The 22,911-nt window shown below is 69.2% G+C and carries 20 protein-coding genes and 1 tRNA gene; 5 read left to right on the top strand and 16 right to left on the bottom strand.

Going from position 1 to position 22,911, the window contains the following annotated elements; translation table 11 throughout:
• The first annotated feature begins 43 nt into the window (after window positions 1–43).
• The gene (locus tag KV396_RS13630; RefSeq protein ID WP_247956051.1) at window positions 44–901 is read left to right on the top strand and encodes a 3-hydroxyacyl-CoA dehydrogenase; all 858 of its coding nucleotides are present in this window, start codon (window positions 44–46) and stop codon (window positions 899–901) included.
• Here KV396_RS13630 and KV396_RS13625 read toward each other — a convergent pair whose 3' ends face one another.
• Window positions 902–1,879, bottom strand: a complete 978-nt coding sequence (locus KV396_RS13625; RefSeq protein ID WP_247956050.1) for a DNA topoisomerase IB — start codon at window positions 1,877–1,879, stop codon at window positions 902–904. It lies immediately after the preceding gene.
• Window positions 1,880–2,017: 138 nt separating this feature from the next.
• On the opposite strand from KV396_RS13625, the gene KV396_RS13620 reads away from it, so the two are divergent.
• A complete protein-coding gene (locus KV396_RS13620; RefSeq protein ID WP_247956049.1) occupies window positions 2,018–3,022 on the top strand; it encodes a hypothetical protein in 1,005 nt (334 codons plus the stop codon).
• An 81-nt stretch (window positions 3,023–3,103) separates the two neighbouring features.
• Here KV396_RS13620 and KV396_RS13615 read toward each other — a convergent pair.
• The 8 genes from KV396_RS13615 to KV396_RS13580 form a co-directional block, all read right to left on the bottom strand.
• A tRNA-Gln gene (locus KV396_RS13615) sits at window positions 3,104–3,175 on the bottom strand.
• Window positions 3,176–3,343: 168 nt separating this feature from the next.
• Complete coding sequence (gene gltX, locus KV396_RS13610) at window positions 3,344–4,849, bottom strand: glutamate--tRNA ligase (RefSeq protein WP_247956048.1); 1,506 nt, start codon at window positions 4,847–4,849, stop codon at window positions 3,344–3,346.
• A 12-nt stretch (window positions 4,850–4,861) separates the two neighbouring features.
• Window positions 4,862–5,632 carry a class I SAM-dependent methyltransferase gene (locus KV396_RS13605; RefSeq protein ID WP_247956047.1) on the bottom strand — a complete coding sequence of 257 codons (771 nt, stop codon included), beginning with the start codon at window positions 5,630–5,632 and terminating at the stop codon, window positions 4,862–4,864.
• Window positions 5,629–6,897, bottom strand: a complete 1,269-nt coding sequence (locus KV396_RS13600; protein WP_247956046.1) for an MFS transporter — start codon at window positions 6,895–6,897, stop codon at window positions 5,629–5,631. The genes KV396_RS13605 and KV396_RS13600 overlap by 4 nt, the downstream gene beginning before the upstream one ends.
• Window positions 6,894–7,670, bottom strand: coding sequence for a fumarylacetoacetate hydrolase family protein (locus tag KV396_RS13595; RefSeq protein WP_247632345.1), 777 nt, complete (start codon window positions 7,668–7,670; stop codon window positions 6,894–6,896). The genes KV396_RS13600 and KV396_RS13595 overlap by 4 nt, the downstream gene beginning before the upstream one ends.
• Window positions 7,671–7,753: 83 nt before the next feature.
• Window positions 7,754–8,854 (bottom strand): branched-chain amino acid aminotransferase, encoded by a 1,101-nt coding sequence (locus KV396_RS13590; protein WP_247956045.1) that lies wholly within the window; start codon window positions 8,852–8,854, stop codon window positions 7,754–7,756.
• Between the two features lie 61 nt (window positions 8,855–8,915).
• The gene (locus tag KV396_RS13585) at window positions 8,916–9,959 is read right to left on the bottom strand and encodes a 3-isopropylmalate dehydrogenase (RefSeq protein ID WP_247956044.1); all 1,044 of its coding nucleotides are present in this window, start codon (window positions 9,957–9,959) and stop codon (window positions 8,916–8,918) included.
• 67 nt (window positions 9,960–10,026) lie between these two features.
• Window positions 10,027–11,562, bottom strand: a complete 1,536-nt coding sequence (locus KV396_RS13580; RefSeq protein ID WP_247956043.1) for an MFS transporter — start codon at window positions 11,560–11,562, stop codon at window positions 10,027–10,029.
• Between the two features lie 91 nt (window positions 11,563–11,653).
• Here KV396_RS13580 and KV396_RS13575 point away from each other — a divergent pair, with 91 nt between their 5' ends.
• Window positions 11,654–12,199 carry a TetR/AcrR family transcriptional regulator gene (locus KV396_RS13575; RefSeq protein WP_247956042.1) on the top strand — a complete coding sequence of 182 codons (546 nt, stop codon included), beginning with the start codon at window positions 11,654–11,656 and terminating at the stop codon, window positions 12,197–12,199.
• 66 nt (window positions 12,200–12,265) lie between these two features.
• On the opposite strand, the gene serA is transcribed toward KV396_RS13575, so the two are convergent.
• The 3 genes from serA to KV396_RS13560 form a co-directional block, all read right to left on the bottom strand.
• Complete coding sequence (gene serA, locus KV396_RS13570; RefSeq protein WP_247956041.1) at window positions 12,266–13,870, bottom strand: phosphoglycerate dehydrogenase; 1,605 nt, start codon at window positions 13,868–13,870, stop codon at window positions 12,266–12,268.
• Between the two features lie 111 nt (window positions 13,871–13,981).
• Window positions 13,982–14,314: a hypothetical protein gene (locus KV396_RS13565; protein WP_247956040.1), complete on the bottom strand. Its 333-nt coding sequence runs from the start codon at window positions 14,312–14,314 to the stop codon at window positions 13,982–13,984.
• Window positions 14,311–14,802 carry a hypothetical protein gene (locus KV396_RS13560; RefSeq protein WP_247956039.1) on the bottom strand — a complete coding sequence of 164 codons (492 nt, stop codon included), beginning with the start codon at window positions 14,800–14,802 and terminating at the stop codon, window positions 14,311–14,313. Before KV396_RS13560 ends, KV396_RS13565 begins: the two co-directional genes overlap by 4 nt.
• Window positions 14,803–14,863: 61 nt before the next feature.
• Here KV396_RS13560 and KV396_RS13555 point away from each other — a divergent pair, with 61 nt between their 5' ends.
• Complete coding sequence (locus tag KV396_RS13555) at window positions 14,864–15,778, top strand: hypothetical protein (RefSeq protein ID WP_247956038.1); 915 nt, start codon at window positions 14,864–14,866, stop codon at window positions 15,776–15,778.
• A gap of 16 nt (window positions 15,779–15,794) precedes the next feature.
• Here the strand turns inward: KV396_RS13555 and KV396_RS13550 are convergent, their stop codons facing one another.
• Entirely contained in the window at window positions 15,795–16,457 is a 663-nt protein-coding gene (locus tag KV396_RS13550) for a GntR family transcriptional regulator (protein ID WP_247956037.1), read from the bottom strand.
• A 74-nt stretch (window positions 16,458–16,531) separates the two neighbouring features.
• Here KV396_RS13550 and KV396_RS13545 point away from each other — a divergent pair, with 74 nt between their 5' ends.
• Window positions 16,532–19,366, top strand: coding sequence for an FAD-binding and (Fe-S)-binding domain-containing protein (locus KV396_RS13545; protein WP_247956036.1), 2,835 nt, complete (start codon window positions 16,532–16,534; stop codon window positions 19,364–19,366).
• A gap of 63 nt (window positions 19,367–19,429) precedes the next feature.
• On the opposite strand, the gene ilvC is transcribed toward KV396_RS13545, so the two are convergent.
• The 3 genes from ilvC to KV396_RS13530 form a co-directional block, all read right to left on the bottom strand.
• Window positions 19,430–20,458, bottom strand: a complete 1,029-nt coding sequence (gene ilvC, locus KV396_RS13540) for a ketol-acid reductoisomerase (protein ID WP_247956035.1) — start codon at window positions 20,456–20,458, stop codon at window positions 19,430–19,432.
• An 80-nt stretch (window positions 20,459–20,538) separates the two neighbouring features.
• Complete coding sequence (ilvN, locus tag KV396_RS13535) at window positions 20,539–21,048, bottom strand: acetolactate synthase small subunit (RefSeq protein ID WP_247622667.1); 510 nt, start codon at window positions 21,046–21,048, stop codon at window positions 20,539–20,541.
• Between the two features lie 2 nt (window positions 21,049–21,050).
• Window positions 21,051–22,853: an acetolactate synthase large subunit gene (locus KV396_RS13530; protein ID WP_247622668.1), complete on the bottom strand. Its 1,803-nt coding sequence runs from the start codon at window positions 22,851–22,853 to the stop codon at window positions 21,051–21,053.
• Window positions 22,854–22,911 lie beyond the last annotated feature (58 nt).

Genomic DNA, 22,911 nt, shown 5'->3' with positions numbered 1-22,911 from the left:
CGTCCCGAGAACGGCCCACGAGGCCGCAGAAGAAGGAAGAGAAATGAAGAACATCACCGTCCTGGGCACCGGCGTCCTCGGATCGCAGATCGCGTTCCAGACCGCGTTCCATGGATTCGACGTCACCGCTTACGACATCGACGATGCGTCCCTCGAGCGGGCCGGCGAGCGATTCCGCGGACTGGCCGCGCGGTACGTCGCGGATTCGGTGGAGGGCGCAGCCGACGGCGGCGCGGACGCGGCCATCCCGCGGATCCGTCTGACCACCGATCTGGAAGACGCCGTCGCCGCAGCCGACCTCGTGATCGAGGCCGTTCCCGAGAACCTCGAGCTCAAGCAGGGCATCTACCGGCGCGTGGCGGAGGCCGCGCCGTCGTCGACCGTCTTCGCGACCAACTCGTCGACCCTTCTCCCGAGCGCGCTCGCCGATTCGACGGGGCGCCCCGACCGCTTCCTCGCCCTGCACTTCGCCAACGAGATCTGGTCGCACAACACGGCAGAGGTGATGGGCACTCCCTCCACCGACCCGTCGGTGTATGCCGAGGTCGTCGAGTTCGCACGCCACATCGGCATGGTGCCGATCGAGATCAAGAAGGAGAAGGCGGGTTACCTCCTCAACTCCCTCCTCGTGCCCTTCCTCCAGGCTGCGGGCGAGCTGCTCGTCGACGGCATCGCGGAGCCGGAGGCGATCGACGCCACATGGCGCATCGGCACCGGAGCACCCGCCGGCCCCTTCGAGATCTACGACATCGTCGGACTCACGACCGCCTACAACATCTCGCGGATGGGCGACGCGAAGCAGCAGGCATTCGCCGACCTCATCAAGGAGCGATACATCGACCAGGGCAAGCTCGGCGTGGCCACGGGTGAGGGCTTCTACACCTACCCCCGCGAGAGCTGATCAGCGACGCCGCCTCGTGTCGCCCAGAAGACGGCGGATCGCGGTCTCCGGGGCGACCGAGAGGTCGAGCGTCTTCCCGCGGGAGTACAGCTTGAAGACGCGGGGATCGATGTAACTGCCCCGGGCGACCGCGACCGTATTGCCGAGCGCGGAGGCCGTGGCCTGTACGGCGAGGCGCTCGGCGCGCTCGCGATCCCGACGGGAGTCGAGCGGGCCGATGCGCGCGAGGGCGTCGGCCGCGAGGATCGTGCCGTGGAGGGTGCGGAAGTCCTTCGCCGTGAACGCGTCGCCCGTGACGTCCTTGAGGTAGCGGTTCACCTCGGCGGGCGTGATCTTCACGCGCCGACGTCCCCGCCGATACGCGAGGAGCGGCGCCCGGTCCGGGCCAGCGGCCAGATCGTCGAGCACGGCCGCGAGCACGTCGTCGGTGATCTCGATCGCCGCGGTCTGCCCGCTCTTCGCCGGGAACGAGAGCGACACGACGTTCCCCTCGACGTGCACGTCACGGCGGCGCAGCGTCGTCAGGCCGCGGCTGCCGTGGCGCACGAGGTAGCGCTCCGACCCGATCCGGAGGGCTCCGTCATCGAGCAACCGGAATGCGGTGGCCAGCACCTTCTCGCGGGAGAGGGTCTCGTGCTGCAATGCTCGGGTGACCCGTCCCCGCGCATGCGGAAGGGCTTCGGCGAGGGCCAGCGCGCGGCCGAACTTGTGGCGGTCCCGTTTGACCCGCCAGAGCGGGTGGTACAGGTACTGCTTGCGCCCCGCTCCGTCGACGCCGACGGCCTGGATGTGCGCGAGCGGGTCCGCGGCGATCCAGACGTCCGTCCACGCCGGCGGGATGACCAGGTCGTGGATGCGCTCCCGATCGGCCTCCTGTACGGCGTCACCGGCCTTGTCGACATAACGGAAGCCGGATCCCGATCGGATCCTTCGGAAGCCGAGGTCTTCACCGGGGATCACGCGCACGAGAGCTGCCATGCCAGCACTCTGCCCGCCGGCACCCGATCCGAGAAGGGGCTGGTCACGTTCGCGTGCGCTCTGCTAGGTGCGGCGGGCATGGGGAGGAATACCCAACCGGATTGTCGCGCGCTGCGGGTTTCTGCCATCATCGCCAGCATGGGCCTGTCACTCGATGAATTCCGTTCGTACCTCCTGAATGCGCAGGCGCGCCAGTCGTTGGGCATCCAGCTCTCGGATGCCGAGGCCCAGCAGGTCGTCGCCGATCCCCAGGCCAGCCAGAGCTGGTACGGGTACTGGCAGTCGATCAGTCAGCCCGCTCCCCCGGCGCCCGAGGCCGCGGCCCCCGCGCCTGCACCTGCATCCGAGGCCGCGCCCGCACCTTCTTCTCGGCCTGACGGGTATACCGGCGCACCGGTCGGCGGCTTCGCCGCGGCTCCCCCGCCCGCCGCTCCGCCCGCGGAGCCGTCGCCGCCCGTCGATCAGGCACCGGCATCCGATGCCCCGACCGCCGCATACGGAGCCACGCCCGCTGCGTTCGCCGCGCCGGCCGCCTTCGCCGCGACCGCGCCGCACGACGGCCCGACGGGCGCGCCCTACGGCGGGCCCGGGGATCCGTACGCAGCGACCACACCGTACGGAACGCCGGGAGAGGAAGCCCCCGCCAAGAAGAAGCGCACCGGCCTGTGGGTCACCCTCTCGATCGTGGGCGCCCTCTTGATCGCCGCGATCATCGTCGTCGTGATCGCGTTCACGACCGCGCGCCACTGGACCAAGACCGATGTCGCCGAGAAGCCCGAGACGTTCCACACCGAGGAGTACGAGACGGGCCTCTACAACGTCGCTGACGACGGTGTGAGCCCGTGCACGGTCAACCAGGACTGGACCGACTGCATCGGCCTCATGGAGGCGCAGTACGCCGGCGCCTGCGCGGATGTCGAGCTGACGGGTGCGGCGACTCTGCTCTGCACGCAGCACCGCACCGAGATCGACCGGATGCGCGGCCTCGACCAGGAGGGCATGTACGTCTCGTCGCTCGGGTCGTTCGGGCATCTGACGAAGACCGCGGAGACCGCGACCCGCGAGGTGTCGAACGACGACTACGAGCCCGCCGTGACCCACGAGGCCGTCTGCTACCTCGAGTTCATCGGGGAGTGCGAGTAGGCCCTCCGGGGCCCGCTCCCCGCGGGCAAAGCAAGAGGCCCGGGTTCCGCATCTCGCGGAATTCCGGGCCTCTTCGTCTTGCTGGGGTACCTGGACTCGAACCAAGAACAACGGAACCAGAAACCGCCGTGTTGCCAATTACACCATACCCCAAGGGCGAAACCGGAGCCTCGCACCGAGAGTCAAGCCTACCGGACGGATCGGGAAGCGCCAAATGGAGCGGCTCCCGCCGCGCGTGTCGCGCTCCCGTGCGCGTGCCCCGAACGCGAAGAGGAGGACCACCGCGAACGGGGTCCTCCTCCAGGCGGTTCGTCGGGCGTCTCAGCCCGCCAGCGTCTCCGACAGCAGACGCAGGCGACGCAGCGTCTCGTCCTTGCCGATCAGCTCCATCGACTCGAAGAGCGGCGGCGACACGCGGCGACCGGTGATCGCGACGCGCGGCGGGCCGTAGGCGACACGGGGCTTGAGCTCGAGGTTCTCGACGAGCGCCGTCGCCAGGGCATCCTGGATCCTCTCCGGAGTGAACTCGGTGACGGGCTCCAGGGCCGCGACGCAGGCGTCGAGCACCTCGCCGGCGTTCGCCGGGAGGCCCTTGAGCGCATCGGCCTCGTAGGCGATGTCGTCGGTGAAGAGGAAGCCGAGCATGCCGGGCACCTCCCCCAGCAACTGCACGCGCTCCTGCACGAGCGGCGCGGCGCGGAACGCCAGCACGAGCTGCTCATGGGTCGGCTCGTCGAAGAGCCCGGCCGCGGCGAGATACGGGATCGTGCGCTCGGCGAAGTCCTTCAGGTCGAGCATGCGGATGTGGTCGCCGTTGATCGACTCGGCCTTCTTCTGGTCGAAGCGGGCCGGGTTCGGGTTGACGTTCTCGATGTCGAACGCGGCGATGAACTCGTCGAGCGAGAACACGTCACGATCGTGACCGATCGACCAGCCGAGCAGGGCGAGGTAGTTGAGGAGACCCTCGTGGATGAAGCCGCGCTCGCGGTGCAGGAACAGGTCGGCCTGCGGGTCGCGCTTCGAGAGCTTCTTGTTGCCCGTCTCCCCCAGCACGAGCGGCATGTGGGCGAAGCGCGGCACGAACGTCGTGACGCCTGCATCGATGAGCGCGGCGTAGAGCGCGAGCTGTCGGGCGGTCGAGGGCATGAGGTCTTCGCCGCGCAGCACGTGCGTGATGCCCATGAGCGCGTCGTCGACCGGGTTCACGAAGGTGTACAGCGGGATGCCGTTCGGGCGCACCACGACGAAGTCGGGGAAGGACCCGGCGGGGAAGGTGACCTCTCCGCGGATGAGATCGACGTAGGTGAGGTCTTCATCCGGCACCTGCAGGCGCAGAGCGGGCTGGCGGCCCTCGGCGCGGAAGGCGGCCTTCTGCTCCTCGGTCAGCGTGCGGTCGTAGTTGTCGTAGCCGAGCTGCTTCGCACGACCGTTGGCCTCGTTGCGGGCGTCGATCTCCTCGGCGTTGGAGTAGCTCTCGTAGAGCGCACCCGACGCGATGAGCTTGTCGATGACACCCCGGTAGATGTCGTGGCGCTGCGACTGGCGGTACGGCTCGTGCGGTCCGCCGACCTCGACGCCCTCGTCCCAATCGATCTTCAGCCACGTGAGGGCGTCGACGAGCTGCCGGAAGCTCTCCTCGCTGTCGCGCGCCGCATCGGTGTCTTCGATGCGGAAGACGAGCTTGCCGCCGTTGTGGCGCGCGTACGCCCAGTTGTAGAGAGCGGTGCGAACCATGCCGACGTGCGGCAGGCCGGTGGGCGACGGGCAGAAGCGGACGCGGACGTCGGCACCGCTGGCGGTCGTGGTGAGGGGGTGAGGAGTAGCCATAGCCCTTCGATTCTAGAGCGCGCGCCCCACCGCCACCGCCGCCGAATGACGCAGGGGAAGCATCCCGCCGCGCGCGTGGACGGCACACGCCTCATCGAAACCGGATCGGAAGCGTGCACGCTCTTCACGATCGAGGCTGCGGTAGAACTGGCCCGCCGAGGCGACGCCGCCCTCCGCCGAGCTCCACAGGGTCTCCGGCGCAGCCTCCCACGTCCATGTCTGTTCGATCGTCGAGGTGTCCCGCCAACCGGCATCCGTCAGCATCGCGGAGAAGCCGCCGACGGTGCGCTCGAAGTCCTTATGCGCCGGAAGCCGCTCGCCAGCGGCAGGCATCACGCCTGCCCGCTCGCATACCTCGAGCCAGAACCACGACGGAGACGATGTCCAGATCGTGCCGGCGAGCAGACCACCGTGCGACGCCACCCGGGTCATCTCCCGGGCCGATGCTCGCGGATCGACGACATGGTTGAGCACGAAGTTCGCCGTCACCGCATCGAACGACGCTGATGCGAACGGGAGTTCGGGGAGCGCCGCGGCGACGAACTCCAGTCCGGGATGCGCACGCCCGGCGACCTCCCGCATCGTCGGCTCGGGCTCGCAACCGGTCGCCGTCCACCCGGCTCCTGTCGCGCGGGCGACCAGCTCTCCGGTTCCCGCGCCCACGTCGAGCAGCGAGCGTCCCCGAGCCGGCCCGAGGGCGTCGAGCAGGGTGCCGACCATGCCCGCGCAGAGCGATGCGTACGAGGTCGCGTACGCCTCCCCCACTCCCGCCCAGGACTTCACGAGCGTGCGCGGCGGCCGAGAGGTGACAGCGCGACGATGATCAGCACCAGGACGGATGCCGCGATCCCGAGTCCCGCGTACTGGAAGTTCGACAGGATGACCCCGGCCAGCACCGCGCCGGCGGCCGCCGACAGGCTCATCAGCGAGTCGCTGCGCCCCTGCCGGCGCGTGCGCAGCTCGGGTGCACTCGACTCGGTCAGCAGCGCGGCACCGGCGACGGTCGCGGCGCTCCAGCCGAGACCGAGGAGGATGAGGGCGGCCATGACGCCCCAGGCCCGGTCGTTGGCGAAGATCGCGAAGATCAACGACCCGCCGAGCAGCACCTGCCCGAACAGCACGACCTGCAGCCGCCCCCAGCGGTCGGCGAGGATGCCGAAGACCGGGGAGAGCGCGTACATGCCGGCGACGTGGAGCGCGATCGTGATCCCGACGAGCTGCGAGACGTCGGCCGCGGCAGCCGCCGTATCGTGCCCCGCGTGCATGCTGTGCGCCATGTGCGAGAGATGGATCGGGGTCATCGCCATCACGGAGGCCATCACGACGTGGGAACCCGCGATCGCGAACATCGCGTAGCGCGCGACGACCGGGCGGTCGACGGCCTGGACGCTCGAGGCCGCCGCCGCGACGGTCGCGATGCGCTGCGCGGCCAGCAGCGGATCCGGGCGCAGCGCGACGAGGTAGAGCACGAGGGCCGCCGACTGCGCGACGAACGAGAAGACGTACGACCCGGTCTGCGGCGGCATCCCGATCGCGGCGCCGACGATCTCCCCCGGCCCGAGCAGCAGCGGGCCGGCGACGCCACCGATCGTCGTCGCCCAGACGACGATCGACAGGTCGCGGCCTCGATGGGCGGGAACGGCGAGATCGGTCGCGGCGAAGCGCGACTGCAGGTTGCCCGCGTTGCCCGCGCCGATCATGAGGATGCCCGCCAGCAGCAGCGGGAAGACGCGCAGCGACGCAGCGAGGATGACGACCGCGATCCCGACGAGCGCGAAGAGGTTACCGAGGGTCAGTGCCCTTCGACGGCCCACCCGCGCGGCGAGACGCGCCAGCGGGATCGCGCAGAGCGCCGCGCCGAGCGTGACCGACGCCGTCGCGAGCCCCGACAGTGCGTCGTCTCCCGAGATGTCGGCGGCCAGGAGCGCGCCGAGAGACACGGTCGCGCCGAAGGCGATCCCTCCGAGAACCTGCCCGAGGGAGAGGACGAGGACCGTGCGGCGCTGCACCGCCGACTGCTGCGCGGCGGTGAGGGCCGGCGCGCTCATGCCGCGGGAACGGCGTCGCGCACGGCGCTGCGCAGGATGCCGAGACCCGTGATCTCGACCTCGACCGTGTCACCGGCCGCGAAGGTGCCCACGCCCGCGGGCGTTCCGGTGAGGATGACATCACCCGGGAGCAGTGTGAAGACGGCCGACGCGTACGCGATGATCTCCTCGACCGAATGGATCATGTCGGTCAGCGGCGCCTTCTGGCGGACCTCTCCGTTGACGCGCGTCTCGATCGTCGCCTCGGACGGGTCGAAGTCGGTGTTGATCGTCGGGCCGAGCGGGCAGAAGGTGTCGAAGCCCTTCGCTCGCGCCCACTGGCCGTCCTTACGCTGCAGGTCGCGGGCGGTCACGTCGTTGCCGATCGTGTATCCGAGCACGTAGTCGAGGGCATCCGCCGCCGAGACGTTCTTCGCGACCTTGCCGATCACGACGGCGAGTTCGCCCTCGTACTCGGTCTGCTCCGAGATCGCCGGGCGCACGATCGTGTCTCCCGGGCCGATCACGGCGGTGTTCGGCTTGAGGAAGAGCAGCGGCTCCTCGGGAGCCTCTCCCCCCATCTCGGCGGCGTGGTCGTGGTAGTTCTTGCCGACGCAGACGATCTTCGATCGCGGGATCACCGGGGCGAGGATGACGGCGTCAGCGATCGGCACCCGGTCACCCGTCGGCTCGTAGCCGGCGAAGAGAGGGTCGCCCGAGAGGACGACGAGATCTTTCTCGTCGACGATCCCGAAGAGGATGGCGTCGTCATGGCTGAATCGGGCGATCTTCATGACTCCAGCCTATCCAGCGGCCCCGACGACGAGACCCCGCTTCGCCGGTTCGGCAAAGCGGGGTCTCGGGGGCGTGTGAGCGGTCAGGCGTCGAGGCGCAGCAGCCAGCCGTGGCGGTCCTCGCGGCGCCCGTACTGGATGTCGGTGAGCTCTTCGCGCAGCGACAGAGCGAGCTCGCCGATCGGCTGGGGCTCGTCGAAGCCCTCGCCCACGAGCGCACCGATCGGGGTGACGACGGCGGCCGTGCCGCACGCGAACACCTCGGTGATGTCGCCCGAGGCGACGCCCTCGCGCCACTCGTCGATCGAGATCGCCCGGCGCTCGACCGTGTACCCACGGTCCTCGGCGAGCTGCAGCAGCGAGTCGCGCGTGATGCCGTCGAGGATGCTGTCGGACTCGGGAGTGACGATGCGACCGTCCTTGAACACGAACACCACGTTCATGCCGCCGAGCTCCTCGACGTCGTTCTTCTCGTTGAGGAAGACGACCTGGTCGCAGCCCTTCGAGCTCGCCAGCGCCTGCGGCAGGAGGCTCGACGCGTAGTTCCCACCGGTCTTCGCCTTGCCCGTACCACCGCGACCCGCGCGGGAGTGCTCCTCGGAGAGCCAGATGCGCACGGGCTTCACGCCTCCGGTGAAGTACGCACCCGCGGGACTCGCGATGACGTAGTAGGCCACCTTCTGCGCGGCGCGGACGCCGAGGAAAGCCTCCTTGGCGAACATGAACGGCCGGAGGTAGAGGCTCTGATCGGCACCGGACGGCACCCAGCGTCCGTCGACGGCGATGAGCTGACGCAGCGACTCGATGAAGTACTCGGTCGGGAGTTCCGGGAGCGCGAGGCGACGCGCGCTCGCCTGCAGGCGAGCGGCGTTGCGGTCGGGACGGAAGGTGTGGATCGACCCGTCGGCGTGGCGGTAGGCCTTGATGCCCTCGAAGATCTCCTGGCCGTAGTGCAGCACGGATGCCGCGGGGTCGAGCGGGATCGGCCCGTAGGGCTGCACGCGCGGTCGGTGCCAGCCGCCCTTGAGCGACCAGCAGATGTCGACCATGTGGTCGGTGAAGGCGACGCCGAAGCCGGGGTTCTCCAGCACTTCGGCGACCCGAGCGGGCGATGCCGCGGCGAGGTTCTTGGTCACAGCGAAATCGAGCGGAGCCACTGCTGCCTGTGCGTCGATGGTCGTCATGGTGATGTTCCGTTCTGAGGGGTGTACGCGTCCTCGCGCGGTTCCAGCCTACGCCTGCGGATCAGAGGCGTGCGGCGATCGCGGAGCCGATCTCGGCGGTGGTGCGCGCGCCGTCACGGCTCGCGATGTCCGCCTCGACCGCCGCGCTGACGCGTGCGGATTCGGCCGTGAGGCCGAGGTGGTCGAGCAGCAGCGCGATCGAGAGGATCGCAGCCGTCGGATCGGCCTTCTGCTGCCCCGCGATGTCGGGCGCCGAACCGTGCACCGGCTCGAACATCGACGGGAAGGCGCCCGAGGGATTGATGTTCCCCGAGGCGGCGAGTCCGATTCCGCCGGTGACGGCACCGGCGAGATCGGTGAGGATGTCACCGAAGAGGTTGTCGGTGACGATGACGTCGAAACGCGCGGGATCCGTCGCGAGGAAGATCGTGGCGGCGTCGACGTGGAGGTAGTCGACCGCGACATCGGGATGCTCGGCCGCGACCTCGTTCACGATCCGCTGCCAGATGGCACCGGCGTGCACGAGCACGTTCGTCTTGTGCACGAGCGTGAGCTTCTTGCGACGACGCTCCGCGAGGTCGAACGCGTAGCGGACCACGCGCTCGACGCCGAACGCCGTGTTCACCGAGGTCTCGTTGGCGATCTCGTGCGGGGTGCCCTGACGGATCGCTCCCCCGTTGCCGACGTAGGGACCTTCGGTGCCCTCGCGCACGACGACGAAGTCGATGTCACCGGGGTTCGCGAGCGGTCCCGCGGCGCCCGTGAAGAGCTTGGAGGGGCGCAGGTTCACGTAGTGGTCGAGCGTGAAACGAAGCTTGAGGAGCAGACCGCGCTCGATGTTCGCGTTCTTGAGCCGCGGGTCGCCCGGCGTTCCGCCGACCGCGCCGAGCAGGATCGCGTCGTGGGCGGAGATCGCGGCGAGGTCGTCGTCGGTGAGCGTGTCTCCGGTCTCGAGGAACCGGGCGGCTCCGAGCGAGAAGCGGGTCTTGTCGAACGTCACGTCCGTCTCGGCGGTGACCGCGTCGAGCACCTTCTCGGCTTCGGCGATGACCTCGGGACCGATGCCGTCACCCGGGATGACGGCCAGCTTCACGACACGCGACATGACACTCCTTGCTTCGGGAACCGAGCCGCGAGTCGGTGTCGACGGCTCGGTTCCCCCAGCGTACTGGTCAGCGCGGGGTGCGCGTGCGCAGTGTGACGGCGGCGATGACGCCCGCGACCACGACGAGTCCCGCGCCGATGAGCGAGGTGATGAAGACACCCGAGCCGAAGGCGTCAGCGGCCGCTTGCCACAGCTCGTCGCCCAGCGTGCCCGAGAGCTCGTTCGAGGCGGTGTAGGCACCGGCGAGCGTCTCGCGCGCGGCATCCGCCGTCTCCGTGGGCAGCCCCGCCGGAAGCACGATCGCAGCGCGGTAGAACGCGGTGATGATGCCGCCCAGCACCGCGGTGCCGAGCACCGCACCGAGTTCGTACGCGGTCTCCGAGACCGCGCTGGCCGCGCCCGCCTTCTCGGCCGGCGCGCTCGAGAGGATCAGCTCGTTGGAGATCGTCTCGGCGGCGCCGATGCCGATGCCGAGCACCACGAAGGCGATGATGAGCGGAGCGACACCGTGCTCGTGGGTCGTGAACGCCACGATCAGGTACCCCGCCACCGAGAACGCGAGACCGATCGGCACGACGAGGTGGGGCGCCACGCGTCGCGAGATCGGCACCACGCCGAGCCCCGCGACGATCATCACGGCCATGCCGGGCACGAGGGCCAGACCGGCCATCATCGGCGACAGGCCGAGCACGAGCTGCAGATGCTGCGACACGAAGTACAGGAATCCGACGAGCGCGACGACGCTGAGGAGGTTCACCAGGATCGCCCCCGAGAAGGTGCCGCGCCGGAAGAGCGCCATGTCGAGCATCGGGATCTCCGCGCGGAGCTGGCGGCGCACGAACAGCACGCCCATCACGACCCCGAGCAGCGCCCATGCACCGGCGACGACCGAGGGTCCGTCGACCGCGAGCGACTTGATCGCGTAGACGACCGGGATCATCGCGGCCATCGACAGGGCGATGCTGAGCAGATCGATGCGTCCGGGGTTCGGGTCGCGGCTCTCGGGAACGAGCAGCGGCGCGGCGATGAGGAGCGGGATGAGCACCGGGACGGCGATGAGGAACACCGAGCCCCAGCTGAAGTGCTCGAGCAGGAACCCGCCGACGATCGGTCCGAGCGCGGAGCCCGCCGAGAACGCGGAGGCCCACACGGCGATCGCGAGCCGACGCTGATCGCGGTTCACGAAGATCGACCGCAGCAGCGAGAGGGTCGAGGGCATCAGCATCGCGCCGAAGAATCCCAGCAGCGCACGGGCGGCGATGAGCAGACCGGCGGTCGGGGCGAAGGCGGCGAGCACCGACACCGCGGCGAATCCGCTCGCGCCGATCAACAGCATCCTGCGGCGGCCGAACCGGTCGCCCAGCGTTCCCATCGTCACGAGGAGTCCCGCGAGCACGAGCGGGTAGACGTCGATGATCCACAACTGCTCGGCACCGGAGGGCGCGAGCGCGATGGAGATCTCGGGCAGCGCGAAGCTGAGCACCGTATTGTCGACTGAAACCAGCAGCACGGGCAGCATCAGCACGATGAGCGCGGCCCATCCGCGGGCTCCAACGCGGGGGGCATCCGTTCCTGCCGTCGGGATCGACGCGGTCCGGGTCATGTCACACCTCTCACTTTCTGCGGCGGCATTACTAAACCGTCCGGCTGGTATAGTAACAGAACCCGCCCTGATCGACTGAGCAGAGGACCCGATGCCCCGACCACCCCTCGCCCGCGAGCGTGTGCTCGACGCCTTCGAAGAGCTCGTCCTCACCGAGGGCGAGCGGGCCGCCACCATCGAGGCGACAGCCAAGGCCGCCGGCGTCTCGAAGGGCGGTCTGCTCTACCATTTCGGATCGAAAGACGAGCTCGTCGCCGGGCTCCTGCAGCGCCTGGAGGAGTTGACGACCGCCGACCTCGCACGCATGAACGCCGCCGACGAAGGCCCCGTGTCGTACTACATCCGCACCTCCGTCATGGAGGACGACGCGCTCGACCGTGCGCTGGTCACCGCTTCACGGCTCGCCCAGGGCGGCTCGGTCGCCGCTGCGGACGCCCTTCGGGACTCGCGCAGGCGCTGGGAGGACACCATCCGTCCGCACGTGCGCGACCAGGCAGGGCTCGACCTCGTCATGCTGCTCAGCGACGGCCTCTACTTCAACAACTCCCTCGACGTGAACGGCTCCGAGCATCTCGTCCCCCGGCCCGACGAACTCTCCGCACTGATCGCGCTCGTCCTCGGCACGACGGCTCCGTGATCGGCATCCCGTCGACGACGAAGGGCGAGGCGCTCGCGCGCCCCGCCCTCGAACACCCCGCCGTGATCAGATGTCGGTGATCTCGATCTGACGGAACAGGTCGGCGTCGATCGCATCGCGCACGTCGTCGAGCAGTTCGTCGGAGACCGGCGAGTCCAGCGTGAGAACGCTCAGCGCCTGGGCACCGGCGGCCTCGCGGGCGATCTGCATGCCGGCGATGTTGATGCCGGCCTCGCCGAACTTCTGCCCGTAGACCGCGACGATTCCGGGACGGTCGGTGTAGAGCATGACGACGTGGTGCTTCTCGATCGGGAGCTCGAGTGCGTGGTCGTTGATGCCGACCAGCTTCTCGGCCTGCTTCGGGCCGGTGAGCGTACCCGACACCGAGAGCTGCGAACCATCGGAGAGAGCACCGGTGAGGGTGATGACGTTGCGGTACTCGGCGCTGACGTCGTCCTTGAGCAGACGCACCGCGATGCCGCGCTGCTCGGCGAGCAGCGGAGCGTTGACGTACGACACCGTCTCGCTCACGATGTTCGTGAAGACGCCCTTGAGAGCCGCGAGCTTGAGGACGCTCACGTCGTAGTCGTTCAGCTCGCCGTGCACCTCGACATCGAGGCTCGTGAGCGGCGACGTCGCGAGAGCGGCGAAGATCTGGCCGAGCTTCTCGACGAGCGAGATGCCGGGGCGCACGTACGGGTCGATGACACCACCGGCGACGTTCACCGCGTCGGGCACCAGGTCGCCACCGAGGGCGAGGCGCACCGAGCGGGCGACCGAGACACCGGCCTTCTCTTGCGCCTCCTCGGTGCTGGCACCGAGGTGCGGGGTGACGACGACGTTCGGGAGGTCGAGGAGCGCGTGGGCGCTCCCGCCCTCGACCGGAGGCTCGGACGTGAAGACGTCAAGGCCGGCGCCGGCGATCTCGCCCGCGACGAGCGCCTCGCGCAGAGCCTCCTCGTCGATGAGCCCCCCACGCGCGACGTTCACGACGAAGGCGGTCGGCTTCATGGCCTTGAACTGCTCCGCACCGATCATCCCCGTGGTCTCGGGCGTCTTCGGCATGTGGATCGTGAGGAAGTCCGACTCGGCGACGAGCTCGTCGAGCGAGAGGAGCTGCACACCGAGCTGCTGCGCACGCGCCGAGGTGACGTAGGGGTCGTAGGCGACGACGCGCATGTCGAACGCGGCCAGACGCGCGGCGACCAGCGCGCCGATGCGGCCGAGGCCGACGATGCCGACGGTCTTCTCGAAGAGCTCCGCTCCGGTGAAGGAGCTGCGCCTCCAGGCCCCGGCCGACAGCGAGGCGTGCGCGGCGGGGATGCGGCGCGCGAGGCTGAGGATGTGACCGACGGTGAGTTCGGCGGCCGAGACGATGTTGGAGGTCGGCGCGTTGACGACCATGACGCCGGCCGCGGTGGCCGCCTTGATGTCGACGTTGTCGAGTCCGACGCCGGCGCGGGCGACGACCTTCAGCTTCGGCGCGTGCGTCAGCGCCTCTTCATCGATCTGCGTCGCCGAGCGCACGAGCACGGCATCCGCCTCCGACAGCGCCGAGAACAGCGCCTCGCGATCGGTGCCGTCGACATTGCGGACATCGAAGTCCGGGCCCAGGGCCTCGATCGTGGCAGGAGAGAGAACTTCGGCGATGAGCACTACGGGCTTCGGCACAGTGGATCCTTCGGGGCAACACAATAGGGGCCGATGCGCCGCACGCCTTCGGGGGCGCGATCTCCTCCACTGTACCCGAGGGGATCGCTCGGCTTTACCGTGTGACGCCCGTCAGGCGGCGATGAGTCCGAGGCTCAACGACAGCACGCAGAGCCAGAACACCGCCACGATCCCGAGGCCGGCGAGCAGCGCCAGCGCGAGTTCGCCCGCGCGGCGCCGACGTCCGATCGCGGAGGCGAACACGAAGACGATCGCGGGGAACACGACGCCGAACAACAGCGTGATCCACCCCCCAGCGGTCAGCCCACCCTGCGCCATCCGGATGAGATGGGCGATGGCGTTCCACACCGCGTAGGCGTAGAACAGCCCGGCCAGCCCCAGGACGAGGCCGGTGATCCAGCGCGGCGAGGTGCGCGCGCTGTCGATGCTCTGCTCGGCGCTCATGCTCCGATCACCCCCACGGTCACGAACGGCCACGGCACGAGGAGCACGACACCGAGCAGGAGAAGGGATGCCCGCACCCACGACGCCCGCCCGCGGGTGAGCACCCACGTGGCCAGGAACCACAGCGCGGGTGCGGCGACCGCCAGCACGAACCACGGGACGAACATCTCGTCGGCGACGAAGAAGTTGGCGAGCGGCTTGAGCCGCAGACCACCGACCACCCAGCCGATCGAGTACAGGAGGTACACACCACCGACGACACCCGTGATGAGCAGCATCGCCGTGCTCAGCGGTGCGCGCTCGTCCTCCTCTTCCGCTCGGTCGTCCCCGAGGGGCGCGGCGTCCTGCGACGGACCCTCGACGCGATCGGCGATGACGGGGGCGGGCGTTTCGGCGGCGATCTTCTCGCGCTTCACCGGAGCCGGACGCGCGAGCGACGCGTCCTCATCCCCGTCCCAGTTCAGGGCGTCATCGGAATCGGAGGTCATGTCTCCAGCGTAGGACACCTCGTCCACTAGGCTCGGCGTCACGACCGAGGAGGGGGCCATCGTGGCTGAGCAGCGCACAACGAATGCAGAGGGTGTCGAACCGCCCGCGAACTGGAAGCCGACCCCCGAAGCGAAGGCGAAGGCCACACGCTTCCGCTGGATCGCCGGAGCGCTGTGGCTCCTCGCGATCGTCGGTGAGGCCGTCGGCATCTTCTGGTTGCTCCGTCAGCGCGTGTTCGTCGGCGAGGACGGCACGTTCGTCCGCGACCCCGACACCGGTCTGCTCGAGGAGCAGGGCGTCACGGCGCAGTTCCCGCAGTGGGCGTTCATCGCGCTGCTCGTGCTGCTCGTCGTCATCGCCGCACTCTCGATCACCGGGTCGGTGCTCTGGAAGAAGGCCAATCGCCTGGATCCCGCGCGGAGATCCGACACCGTGCGCTTCTTCGTGCAGAATCAGCTCGGCGCGATCATCGCCATCGTGGCGTTCCTCCCCCTGATCATCCTGGTCTTCCTCAATAAGGACATGGACAAGGGCCAGAAGACGACGGCGGGCATCGTCGGCATCGTGCTCGCGGCGATCGCGGTGTTCATCGGCGTCGACTTCGACCCGCCCTCCGTCGAGCAGTACACGGCCGATCAGTCCGCGGTGATCCAGCTGCTGGGCAAGGACGAGGTCGTGTGGGTCGACGGCGGCGCCGTCTATCACGTGTGCGACGAGGTGTCGGCGATCCAGACCGGCAGCGAGATCCGCACCGGCACCACCGCCGAAGCGGTCGAGGCCGGCAAGATCCGTCTGACCCTCCAGTTCGGCTCCGAGCTGCGCGCCTGCGGCCTCCCGGTCCCCGAGAACGACGAGGAGATCACCGAGGCTCTCCGCGCGATCCAGGCCGGACAGGTCGACACCGTGCTGCCCGCACCGGTGTGGGCGGACCCGGCGGAGGCCCCGCTCGTCGTCGAAGAGGCCCCGGCGAGCTGATCGCCGGATTCGTCGCTCAGTCCGCGCCGAGAGCGTCGACGAGGCGCTCCTGCGCCGACGAGAGGTGGATGCCGAGAACGGCGGTGGCCCGCTCTGCTTCACCGGCCGCCAAAGCGTCGAGGATCTCGGCATGCTGGGCGGCGATGACGCCGGCCTCGAGCAGACGACGGCCCTGCACCTGCGCCATGCACATCCGCGCCTCGTCGAGCACACTGCGGTACATCCGGCCCGTTCGAGCGCTGCCGAGGGCATCGATCAGCGCCGTGTGGAAGCGCAGATCGGGATCGACGGTGGCGGGATCGGGCCCCGCGGGCATCGCCTGGATCTCGGCGTTCGCCGCGATCGCCGCGGCCGGTACCGTGCGCGTGCCGGCGAGCTCTCGCAACGCCGCGCTCTCGAGTCGCGTCCGGGTGCGATAGACGTCGCGTACGGTCTCCGGGTCGATCGCCACGACACGGGCACTGCGGTGCGCGGTGCGCTCGAGGAGGCCCGCGGCGACGAGCTGCTCGATCGCGGCCTTCGCACTCGGCCGAGCGACCGCGTACTCCTCCGACACGAACGCTTCGGTGAGCGCCGAGCCTGAGCGGAGGTCCCCGCTCAGGATGCGATCCCGCAGCCGTGACGTGACGGCATCGACGACGCCGACGACCGCGAGCGGGGCATCCGTGGGACTGTTCACCCACTCAGATTAGCGAGATCGTGGTCATCGGTACACTTGTCAGACAATCTTCCGTCAGCGCCGAGGAGCCTCCCGTGTCGATCACTCTCGCCGAACCACTCGATCCGACGATCCTCGGACCGTCGACCGAGGTGCACGCCCGCTCGATCGACCGGTTCGCCCGGGCGCACGACGCCTCCCATTACCTGCTCGTGCCGGATGCCGTGCTCTCCCCCACCGACGCCGCGGGAGTCGCCCGGGTGTTCGATGCCGTGCGCGCAGCGGGGCGCACGCTCACGTTCCGCTCCGGGGGCACGAGCCTTTCGGGACAGGGCGTCAGCGGCGACATCCTCGTCGACACGCGCAGCGGGTTCCGCGACATCCGCGTCGAGGACGACGGCGCCTCGGTGCGGGTCGGCCCCGGCGCCACCGTGCGCCAGGTGAACACGCGTCTGGTGCGCCACGGTCGCAAGCTCGGCCCCGACCCCGCCAGCGAGATCGCCTGCACGATCGGGGGTGTCGTCGCGAACAACTCCAGCGGCATGGCCTGCGGCATCGTCGAGAACTCCTACCGGACCGTGGAGTCTCTGCTCCTCGTCCTGCCGAGCGGCACCGTCCTCGACACCGCACTTCCCGACGCCGATGAGCGCCTGCGCGACTCCGATCCCGACCTCGCCGCGGGGCTCCTCGCCCTCCGAGCACAGCTGCTGTCCTCCCCCGCGAACGTCGCCTTCGTGCGCCGCCAGTTCTCGATGAAGAACACGATGGGCTACGGCATCAACGCCCTCCTCGACTTCGACACCCCGGTGCGCATCCTCGAGCACCTCGTGATCGGCTCGGAGGGCACACTCGCCTTCGTCGCCGAGGCGCGCTTCCGCACCATACCTATCCGTCCCGCGATCGCCACCGGCCTGCTCGTGTTCACCACGCTCTCCGATGCGATGGCCGCCCTCCCCGGGCTCGGCGACCTCGGGCTCGCCACGATCGAGCTCCTCGATGCCGCCTCACTCCGCGTCGCACAGGGGCTCGGCGACGTGCCCGCCGCGATCGCCGACATCGATGTCGATCAGCACGCGGCACTCCTCGTCGAGGTCCATGCCGGCAGCACCGAGCAGTTGGCGATCGACAGTGCGACCGCGCTCGCACACTTCGCCGACCTCCCCCTCGCGATCGAGGCGGCGCTCACCACCGATGCCTCGGAGCGCGCGGCGCTGTGGCACGTGCGCAAGGGCCTCTACACCGCTGTCGCCGGAGCACGTCCGTCCGGCACCACCGCGCTGCTCGAAGACATCGTCGTGCCGGTCGACCGTCTGCTGGTGACCTGCGAGCGCCTGATCGAGCTGTTCGCCGCGCACGACTACGAGGGCTCGGTTATCTTCGGTCACGCCAAGGACGGCAACGTGCACTTCCTGCTCAACGAACGCTTCGACGATCCCGACAGCGTCGCGCGCTACCGGCGCTTCACCGACGACCTCGTCGAGCTCGTGCTCGGCCAGGGCGGCTCGCTGAAGGCGGAGCATGGGACGGGGCGCATCATGGCGCCGTTCGTCCGCCGTCAGTACGGCGATGAGCTGACCGACATGATGTGGTCGATCAAGCGTCTCTTCGATCCCGCCGGCATCCTCAATCCGGGCGTCGTGCTCTCCGACGACCCGGACTCGTACCTCCGCGACCTCAAGCGCGTGCCGACGGTCGAGAAGGAGGTCGACCGGTGCGTCGAATGCGGCTACTGCGAGCCGACGTGCCCGAGCAAGAGCATCACCCTCACCCCGCGCCAGCGCATCGTACTGCGGCGCGACATGGCCTGGGCCGAGGAGCAGGGAGACACCGCGCTTCTCGAGGACCTGCGCGCCGACTACGACTACGACGGAGTGCAGACCTGTGCGGTCGACGGCATGTGCGCAGTCGCGTGCCCCGTCGACATCAACACCGGCGATCTCGTCCGTCGCCTGCGCGCCGAGGAAGCGTCGAAGATCGAGGACGGCCTCTGGGATGCCGCGGCGAAGGGCTGGGGCGCCGTGACGCGCGTCGGCGGTACGGCGCTGACCTTCGCCTCCGCCCTGCCCGCCCCGATCGTGACCGGTGCGACCCGGGTCGGACGAGCGATCCTGGGATCCGATACCATCCCTCTCTACGACGGCGGACTCCCGCGCGGCGGTACGAAGGCGCCGTCCGCCCAGAACCCGTCCGACGCCCGTGCCGTGTTCTTCGGGGCGTGCATCGGCACGATGTTCGGCGCGGAGGGGCACGGAGAGGGGTCGAGGGACGCGGTCCGCGCGCTTCTCGATCGGGCCGGGATCGCCGTGGTGATCCCGGAGGATGCCGGCGGAATGTGCTGCGGCACGCCCTGGAAGTCGAAGGGGCACCTCGCGGGCTACGACCGCATGACGAAGCGCGTGCTGTCGAGCCTCTGGGAGGCGAGCCGATTCGGCGAGCTCCCGGTCGTGTGCGATGCCGCCTCCTGCACCGAGGGGCTCCACACGATGCTCGCGAAGTCCGTCTCCGAGTATCCGGAGTACGCAGGCCTCGTCATCGAGGACGCGACGACCTACATCGCTCGGGAGGTGCTCCCCCGCGTGACCGTTCAGGCGAAGCTCGACAGTGTGGCGGTGCATCCGACCTGCTCGACGACCGCGCTCGGAGCGACCGGCGCGCTGACCGAGATCGCCGCGGCCGTCGCCACGGACGTGTTCGTTCCCGACGGCTGGGGATGCTGCGCCTTCGCCGGAGATCGGGGCATGCTGCACCCCGAGCTCACCGCCAGCGCGACCGCGGTCGAATCGGAGGAGGTACGTGCGGCCGATGCCGATCGGGGCGGCTTCGACGCCTTCGTCTCCGCGAACCGCACGTGCGAGATCGGGATGACCCGCGCCACGGGACAGCCGTACCGCCACGTCGTCGAGGTGCTCGAGGAGCTCACCCGCCCCTGACCGCCACCGGACGCGAAAGAGCGGGCGCCCCTTCCGGGACGCCCGCTCTCGTCTATCGGTCGATCAGCGCGCAGCGCTACCGTCGACGTAGTCCTCGTCCTGCTGCTTCCATGCGAAGAGCGAACGCAGCTCCTTACCGGTGACCTCGATCGGGTGCTGCTCCTCCTTGGCGCGCAGCGCCAGGAACTCCTCGGCTCCGTTGTCCTGGTCGTCGATGAAGCGCTTCGCGAACGCACCCGACTGGATGTCGGCGAGCACGCCCTTCATGCTCTCCTTGACGCGCTCGTCGATGACGCGCGGGCCCGAGACGTAGTCGCCGAACTCGGCGGTGTCGGAGATCGACCAGCGCTGCTTGGCGATGCCGCCCTCCCACATGAGGTCGACGATGAGCTTGAGCTCGTGGAGCACCTCGAAGTACGCGATCTGCGGCTGGTAGCCCGCCTCGGTCAGCGTCTCGAAACCGGCCTGCACGAGGTGGCTGACGCCACCGCAGAGCACGGCCTGCTCGCCGAACAGGTCGGTCTCGGTCTCCTCGGTGAAGGTCGTCTTGATGACGCCGGCGCGGGTACCGCCGATGGCCTTCGCGTACGAGAGTGCGAGGTCCCAGGCCTTGCCCGAGGCGTCGCGCTCGACGGCGATGATGTCGGGGATGCCGCGACCGGCGACGAACTCGCGACGGACGGTGTGGCCCGGCGCCTTCGGAGCGACGAGGATCACGTCGACGCCCTCGGGAGCATCGATGTAGCCGAAGCGGATGTTGAAGCCGTGCGCGAAGGCGAGGGTCTTGCCCGCGGTCAGGTTGGGGGCGATCGACTCGCTGTAGATCGTGCGCTGGTGCTGGTCCGGCGCGAGGATCATGATGACGTCGGCCCAGGCGGTGGCGTCGGCGACGGTCTTGACCGCGAAGCCGGCCTCTTCGGCCTTCGGAGCCGACTTGGAGCCCTCCTTGAGGGCGATCGCGACCTCGACGCCCGAGTCGCGCAGGTTCTGCGCGTGGGCGTGGCCCTGCGAGCCGTAGCCGACGATGGCGACCTTCTTGCCCTGGATCAGGGACAGGTCGGCGTCGGCGTCGTAGAAGATCTCGGTGCTCACTGTGTGTTTCTCCTTGTTCGTGGCGGTTCTTCTCGCTCCGTGCCGGACGGCGGTGGAGCGGATGGATGGGGTGGTCTGGGTCAGCCGCGCAGGACGCGTTCGGTGATGCTCTTGCCGCCGCGGCCGATGGCGAGGAGGCCCGACTGCGCGATCTCCTTGATGCCGAAGGGCTCGAGCGCGCGGAGCATCGCGTCGACCTTGCCCTTGTCGCCCGTGACCTCGATCACGAGCGCGTCGGCGGCGTAGTCGACCACCGAGGCGCGGAAGAGGTTCACGACCTCGATCACGTTCGAGCGGGTGGCGTTGTCGGTGCGCACCTTCACGAGCATGTGCTCGCGCTGCACCGAGGTGGCGAAGTCGAGCTCGACGATCTTGATCACGTTGATCAGCTTGTTGAGCTGCTTGGTGACCTGCTCGAGCGGCAGCTCGTCGACATCGACGACGACGGTGATGCGCGAGATGCCGGGCACCTCGGTCACACCGACGGCGAGCGAGTGGATGTTGAATCCGCGCCGGGCGAAGAGCCCTGCGACGCGGGTGAGGAGGCCGGGAGTGTCCTCGACCAGGAGGCTCAGCACGTGGGTCGACATGGTCAGTCCTCCTCGTCGAATGCGGGCGCGTGCTCGCGGGCGTACTGGACGTAGCTGTTGCTGACGCCCTGGGGCACCATCGGCCACACCATGGAATCGGCGCTGACGACGAAGTCGATCACGACGGGGCGATCGTTCGTCTCGAGGGCGAGCTGGATCGCCGCATCGACCTCGTCCTCCTTCTCGACGCGGATCGCGAGGCATCCGTAGGCCTCGGCGAGCTTCACGAAGTCGGGGATGCGGACCGTGCCGTGCCCGGTGTTCAGGTCGGTGTTGGAGTGGCGCCCGTCGTAGAACAGGGTCTGCCACTGGCGCACCATGCCCAGCGAGGAGTTGTTGATGATCGCGACCTTGATCGGGATGTTGTTGATCGCGCAGGTCGCGAGCTCCTGATTGGTCATCTGGAAGCATCCGTCGCCGTCGATCGCCCACACCACGCGGTCGGGTTCGGCGACCTTGGCACCCATGGCCGCGGGCACGGAGTACCCCATGGTCCCGGCGCCGCCGGAGTTGAGCCAGGCGTTCGGGCGCTCGTACTTGATGAACTGCGCCGCCCACATCTGGTGCTGTCCGACGCCGGCCGCGTAGATGCCCTCGGGGCCCGTCAGCTCGCCGATGCGCTGGATCACGTGCTGAGGCGCGAGCAGGCCGTCGGTCGGAGGCGTGTAGCCGAGCGGGAACTCGTTGCGGAGTCCGTCGAGGTACGACCACCACTCCTCGGTGTCGGGCTTCGCGCTGCCGATCGCGCCGCGGTAGGCGGCCTCGAGGTCGACGAGCACGTCGCGCACGTCGCCGACGATCGGCACGTCCGCGATGCGGATCTTCGAGATCTCGGCGGGATCGATGTCGACGTGCACGACCTTCGCGTTCGGCGCGAAGAGCGCAGCCTTACCGGTCACACGGTCGTCGAAGCGGGCGCCGAGCGAGATCAGCAGATCGGCCTCCTGCAGCGCGAGCACGGCCGGGACCGTGCCGTGCATGCCCGGCATGCCCAGGTGCTGCGGGTGCGAGTCGGGGAACGCACCGCGGGCCATGAGCGTCGTCACGACGGGCGCACCGGTCGACTCGGCGAGTTCGAGCAGTTCGGCGGACGCGCGTCCGCGGATCACGCCGCCACCGACGTAGAGCACGGGCTTCTTGGCCTCGGCGAGCAGGGCGGCTGCGGCCTGGATCTGCTTGCCGTGCGCCTTGGTGACGGGGCGGTACCCGGGCAGATCGACCTTGGGCGGCCAGACGAACGGTGCGATCGCCTGCTGCGCGTCCTTCGTGATGTCCACCAGCACGGGACCGGGACGGCCGGTCGATGCGACCTCGTATGCGGCGGCGATCGCGCCGGGGATATCGGCGGCGTCCTTCACCAGGAAGGAGTGCTTCGTGATCGGCATCGTGATTCCCACGATGTCGGCCTCCTGGAAGGCATCCGTTCCCATCAGCGTCGAGAACACCTGTCCGGTGATGGCGAGCAGGGGAACCGAGTCCATGTAGGCGTCGGCGATCGCGGTGACGAGGTTCGTGGCTCCGGGTCCGGACGTCGCGATGCAGACGCCCACCTTGCCGGAGGCGGATGCATAGCCCTCGGCCGCGTGGCCGGCACCCTGCTCGTGGCGCACGAGGATGTGACGCAGGTCGGACGCGTCCATGAGCGGGTCGTACACGGGCAGGATCGCGCCGCCGGGAAGTCCGAAGACGTCGGTGATCCCGAGCAGCTCGAGCGAACGGACGACGGCCTCGGCGCCGGTGATCTCGGGGGCGTTGGATTGACGGGCGGGCGGCCTCGGCACAGCCGAGACGGAGTCAGCAGTCATGACTTTCCTTCTGGTGTTCTGTAGGGCATCGGATGCCGGAGACGACGATGCTGCGTGC

Origin of the sequence: Microbacterium galbinum (assembly GCF_023101185.1) — a bacterium.
GTDB lineage: Bacteria > Actinomycetota > Actinomycetes > Actinomycetales > Microbacteriaceae > Microbacterium > Microbacterium galbinum.
This window is presented reverse-complemented; position numbering and strand designations above follow the sequence as displayed.

Coding starts and splice junctions, on each gene's coding strand:
- KV396_RS13585 (WP_247956044.1), bottom strand. CDS start 9,959: ATGTCGCGTGTCGTGAAGCTGGCCGTCATCCCGGGTGACGGCATCGGT.
- KV396_RS13580 (WP_247956043.1), bottom strand. CDS start 11,562: ATGACCCGGACCGCGTCGATCCCGACGGCAGGAACGGATGCCCCCCGC.
- KV396_RS13530 (WP_247622668.1), bottom strand. CDS start 22,853: ATGACTGCTGACTCCGTCTCGGCTGTGCCGAGGCCGCCCGCCCGTCAA.
- KV396_RS13565 (WP_247956040.1), bottom strand. CDS start 14,314: ATGAGCGCCGAGCAGAGCATCGACAGCGCGCGCACCTCGCCGCGCTGG.
- KV396_RS13620 (WP_247956049.1), top strand. CDS start 2,018: ATGGGCCTGTCACTCGATGAATTCCGTTCGTACCTCCTGAATGCGCAG.
- ilvN (WP_247622667.1), bottom strand. CDS start 21,048: ATGTCGACCCACGTGCTGAGCCTCCTGGTCGAGGACACTCCCGGCCTC.
- KV396_RS13630 (WP_247956051.1), top strand. CDS start 44: ATGAAGAACATCACCGTCCTGGGCACCGGCGTCCTCGGATCGCAGATC.
- KV396_RS13560 (WP_247956039.1), bottom strand. CDS start 14,802: ATGACCTCCGATTCCGATGACGCCCTGAACTGGGACGGGGATGAGGAC.
- KV396_RS13595 (WP_247632345.1), bottom strand. CDS start 7,670: ATGAAGATCGCCCGATTCAGCCATGACGACGCCATCCTCTTCGGGATC.
- KV396_RS13600 (WP_247956046.1), bottom strand. CDS start 6,897: ATGAGCGCGCCGGCCCTCACCGCCGCGCAGCAGTCGGCGGTGCAGCGC.
- gltX (WP_247956048.1), bottom strand. CDS start 4,849: ATGGCTACTCCTCACCCCCTCACCACGACCGCCAGCGGTGCCGACGTC.
- KV396_RS13575 (WP_247956042.1), top strand. CDS start 11,654: ATGCCCCGACCACCCCTCGCCCGCGAGCGTGTGCTCGACGCCTTCGAA.
- KV396_RS13590 (WP_247956045.1), bottom strand. CDS start 8,854: ATGACGACCATCGACGCACAGGCAGCAGTGGCTCCGCTCGATTTCGCT.
- KV396_RS13625 (WP_247956050.1), bottom strand. CDS start 1,879: ATGGCAGCTCTCGTGCGCGTGATCCCCGGTGAAGACCTCGGCTTCCGA.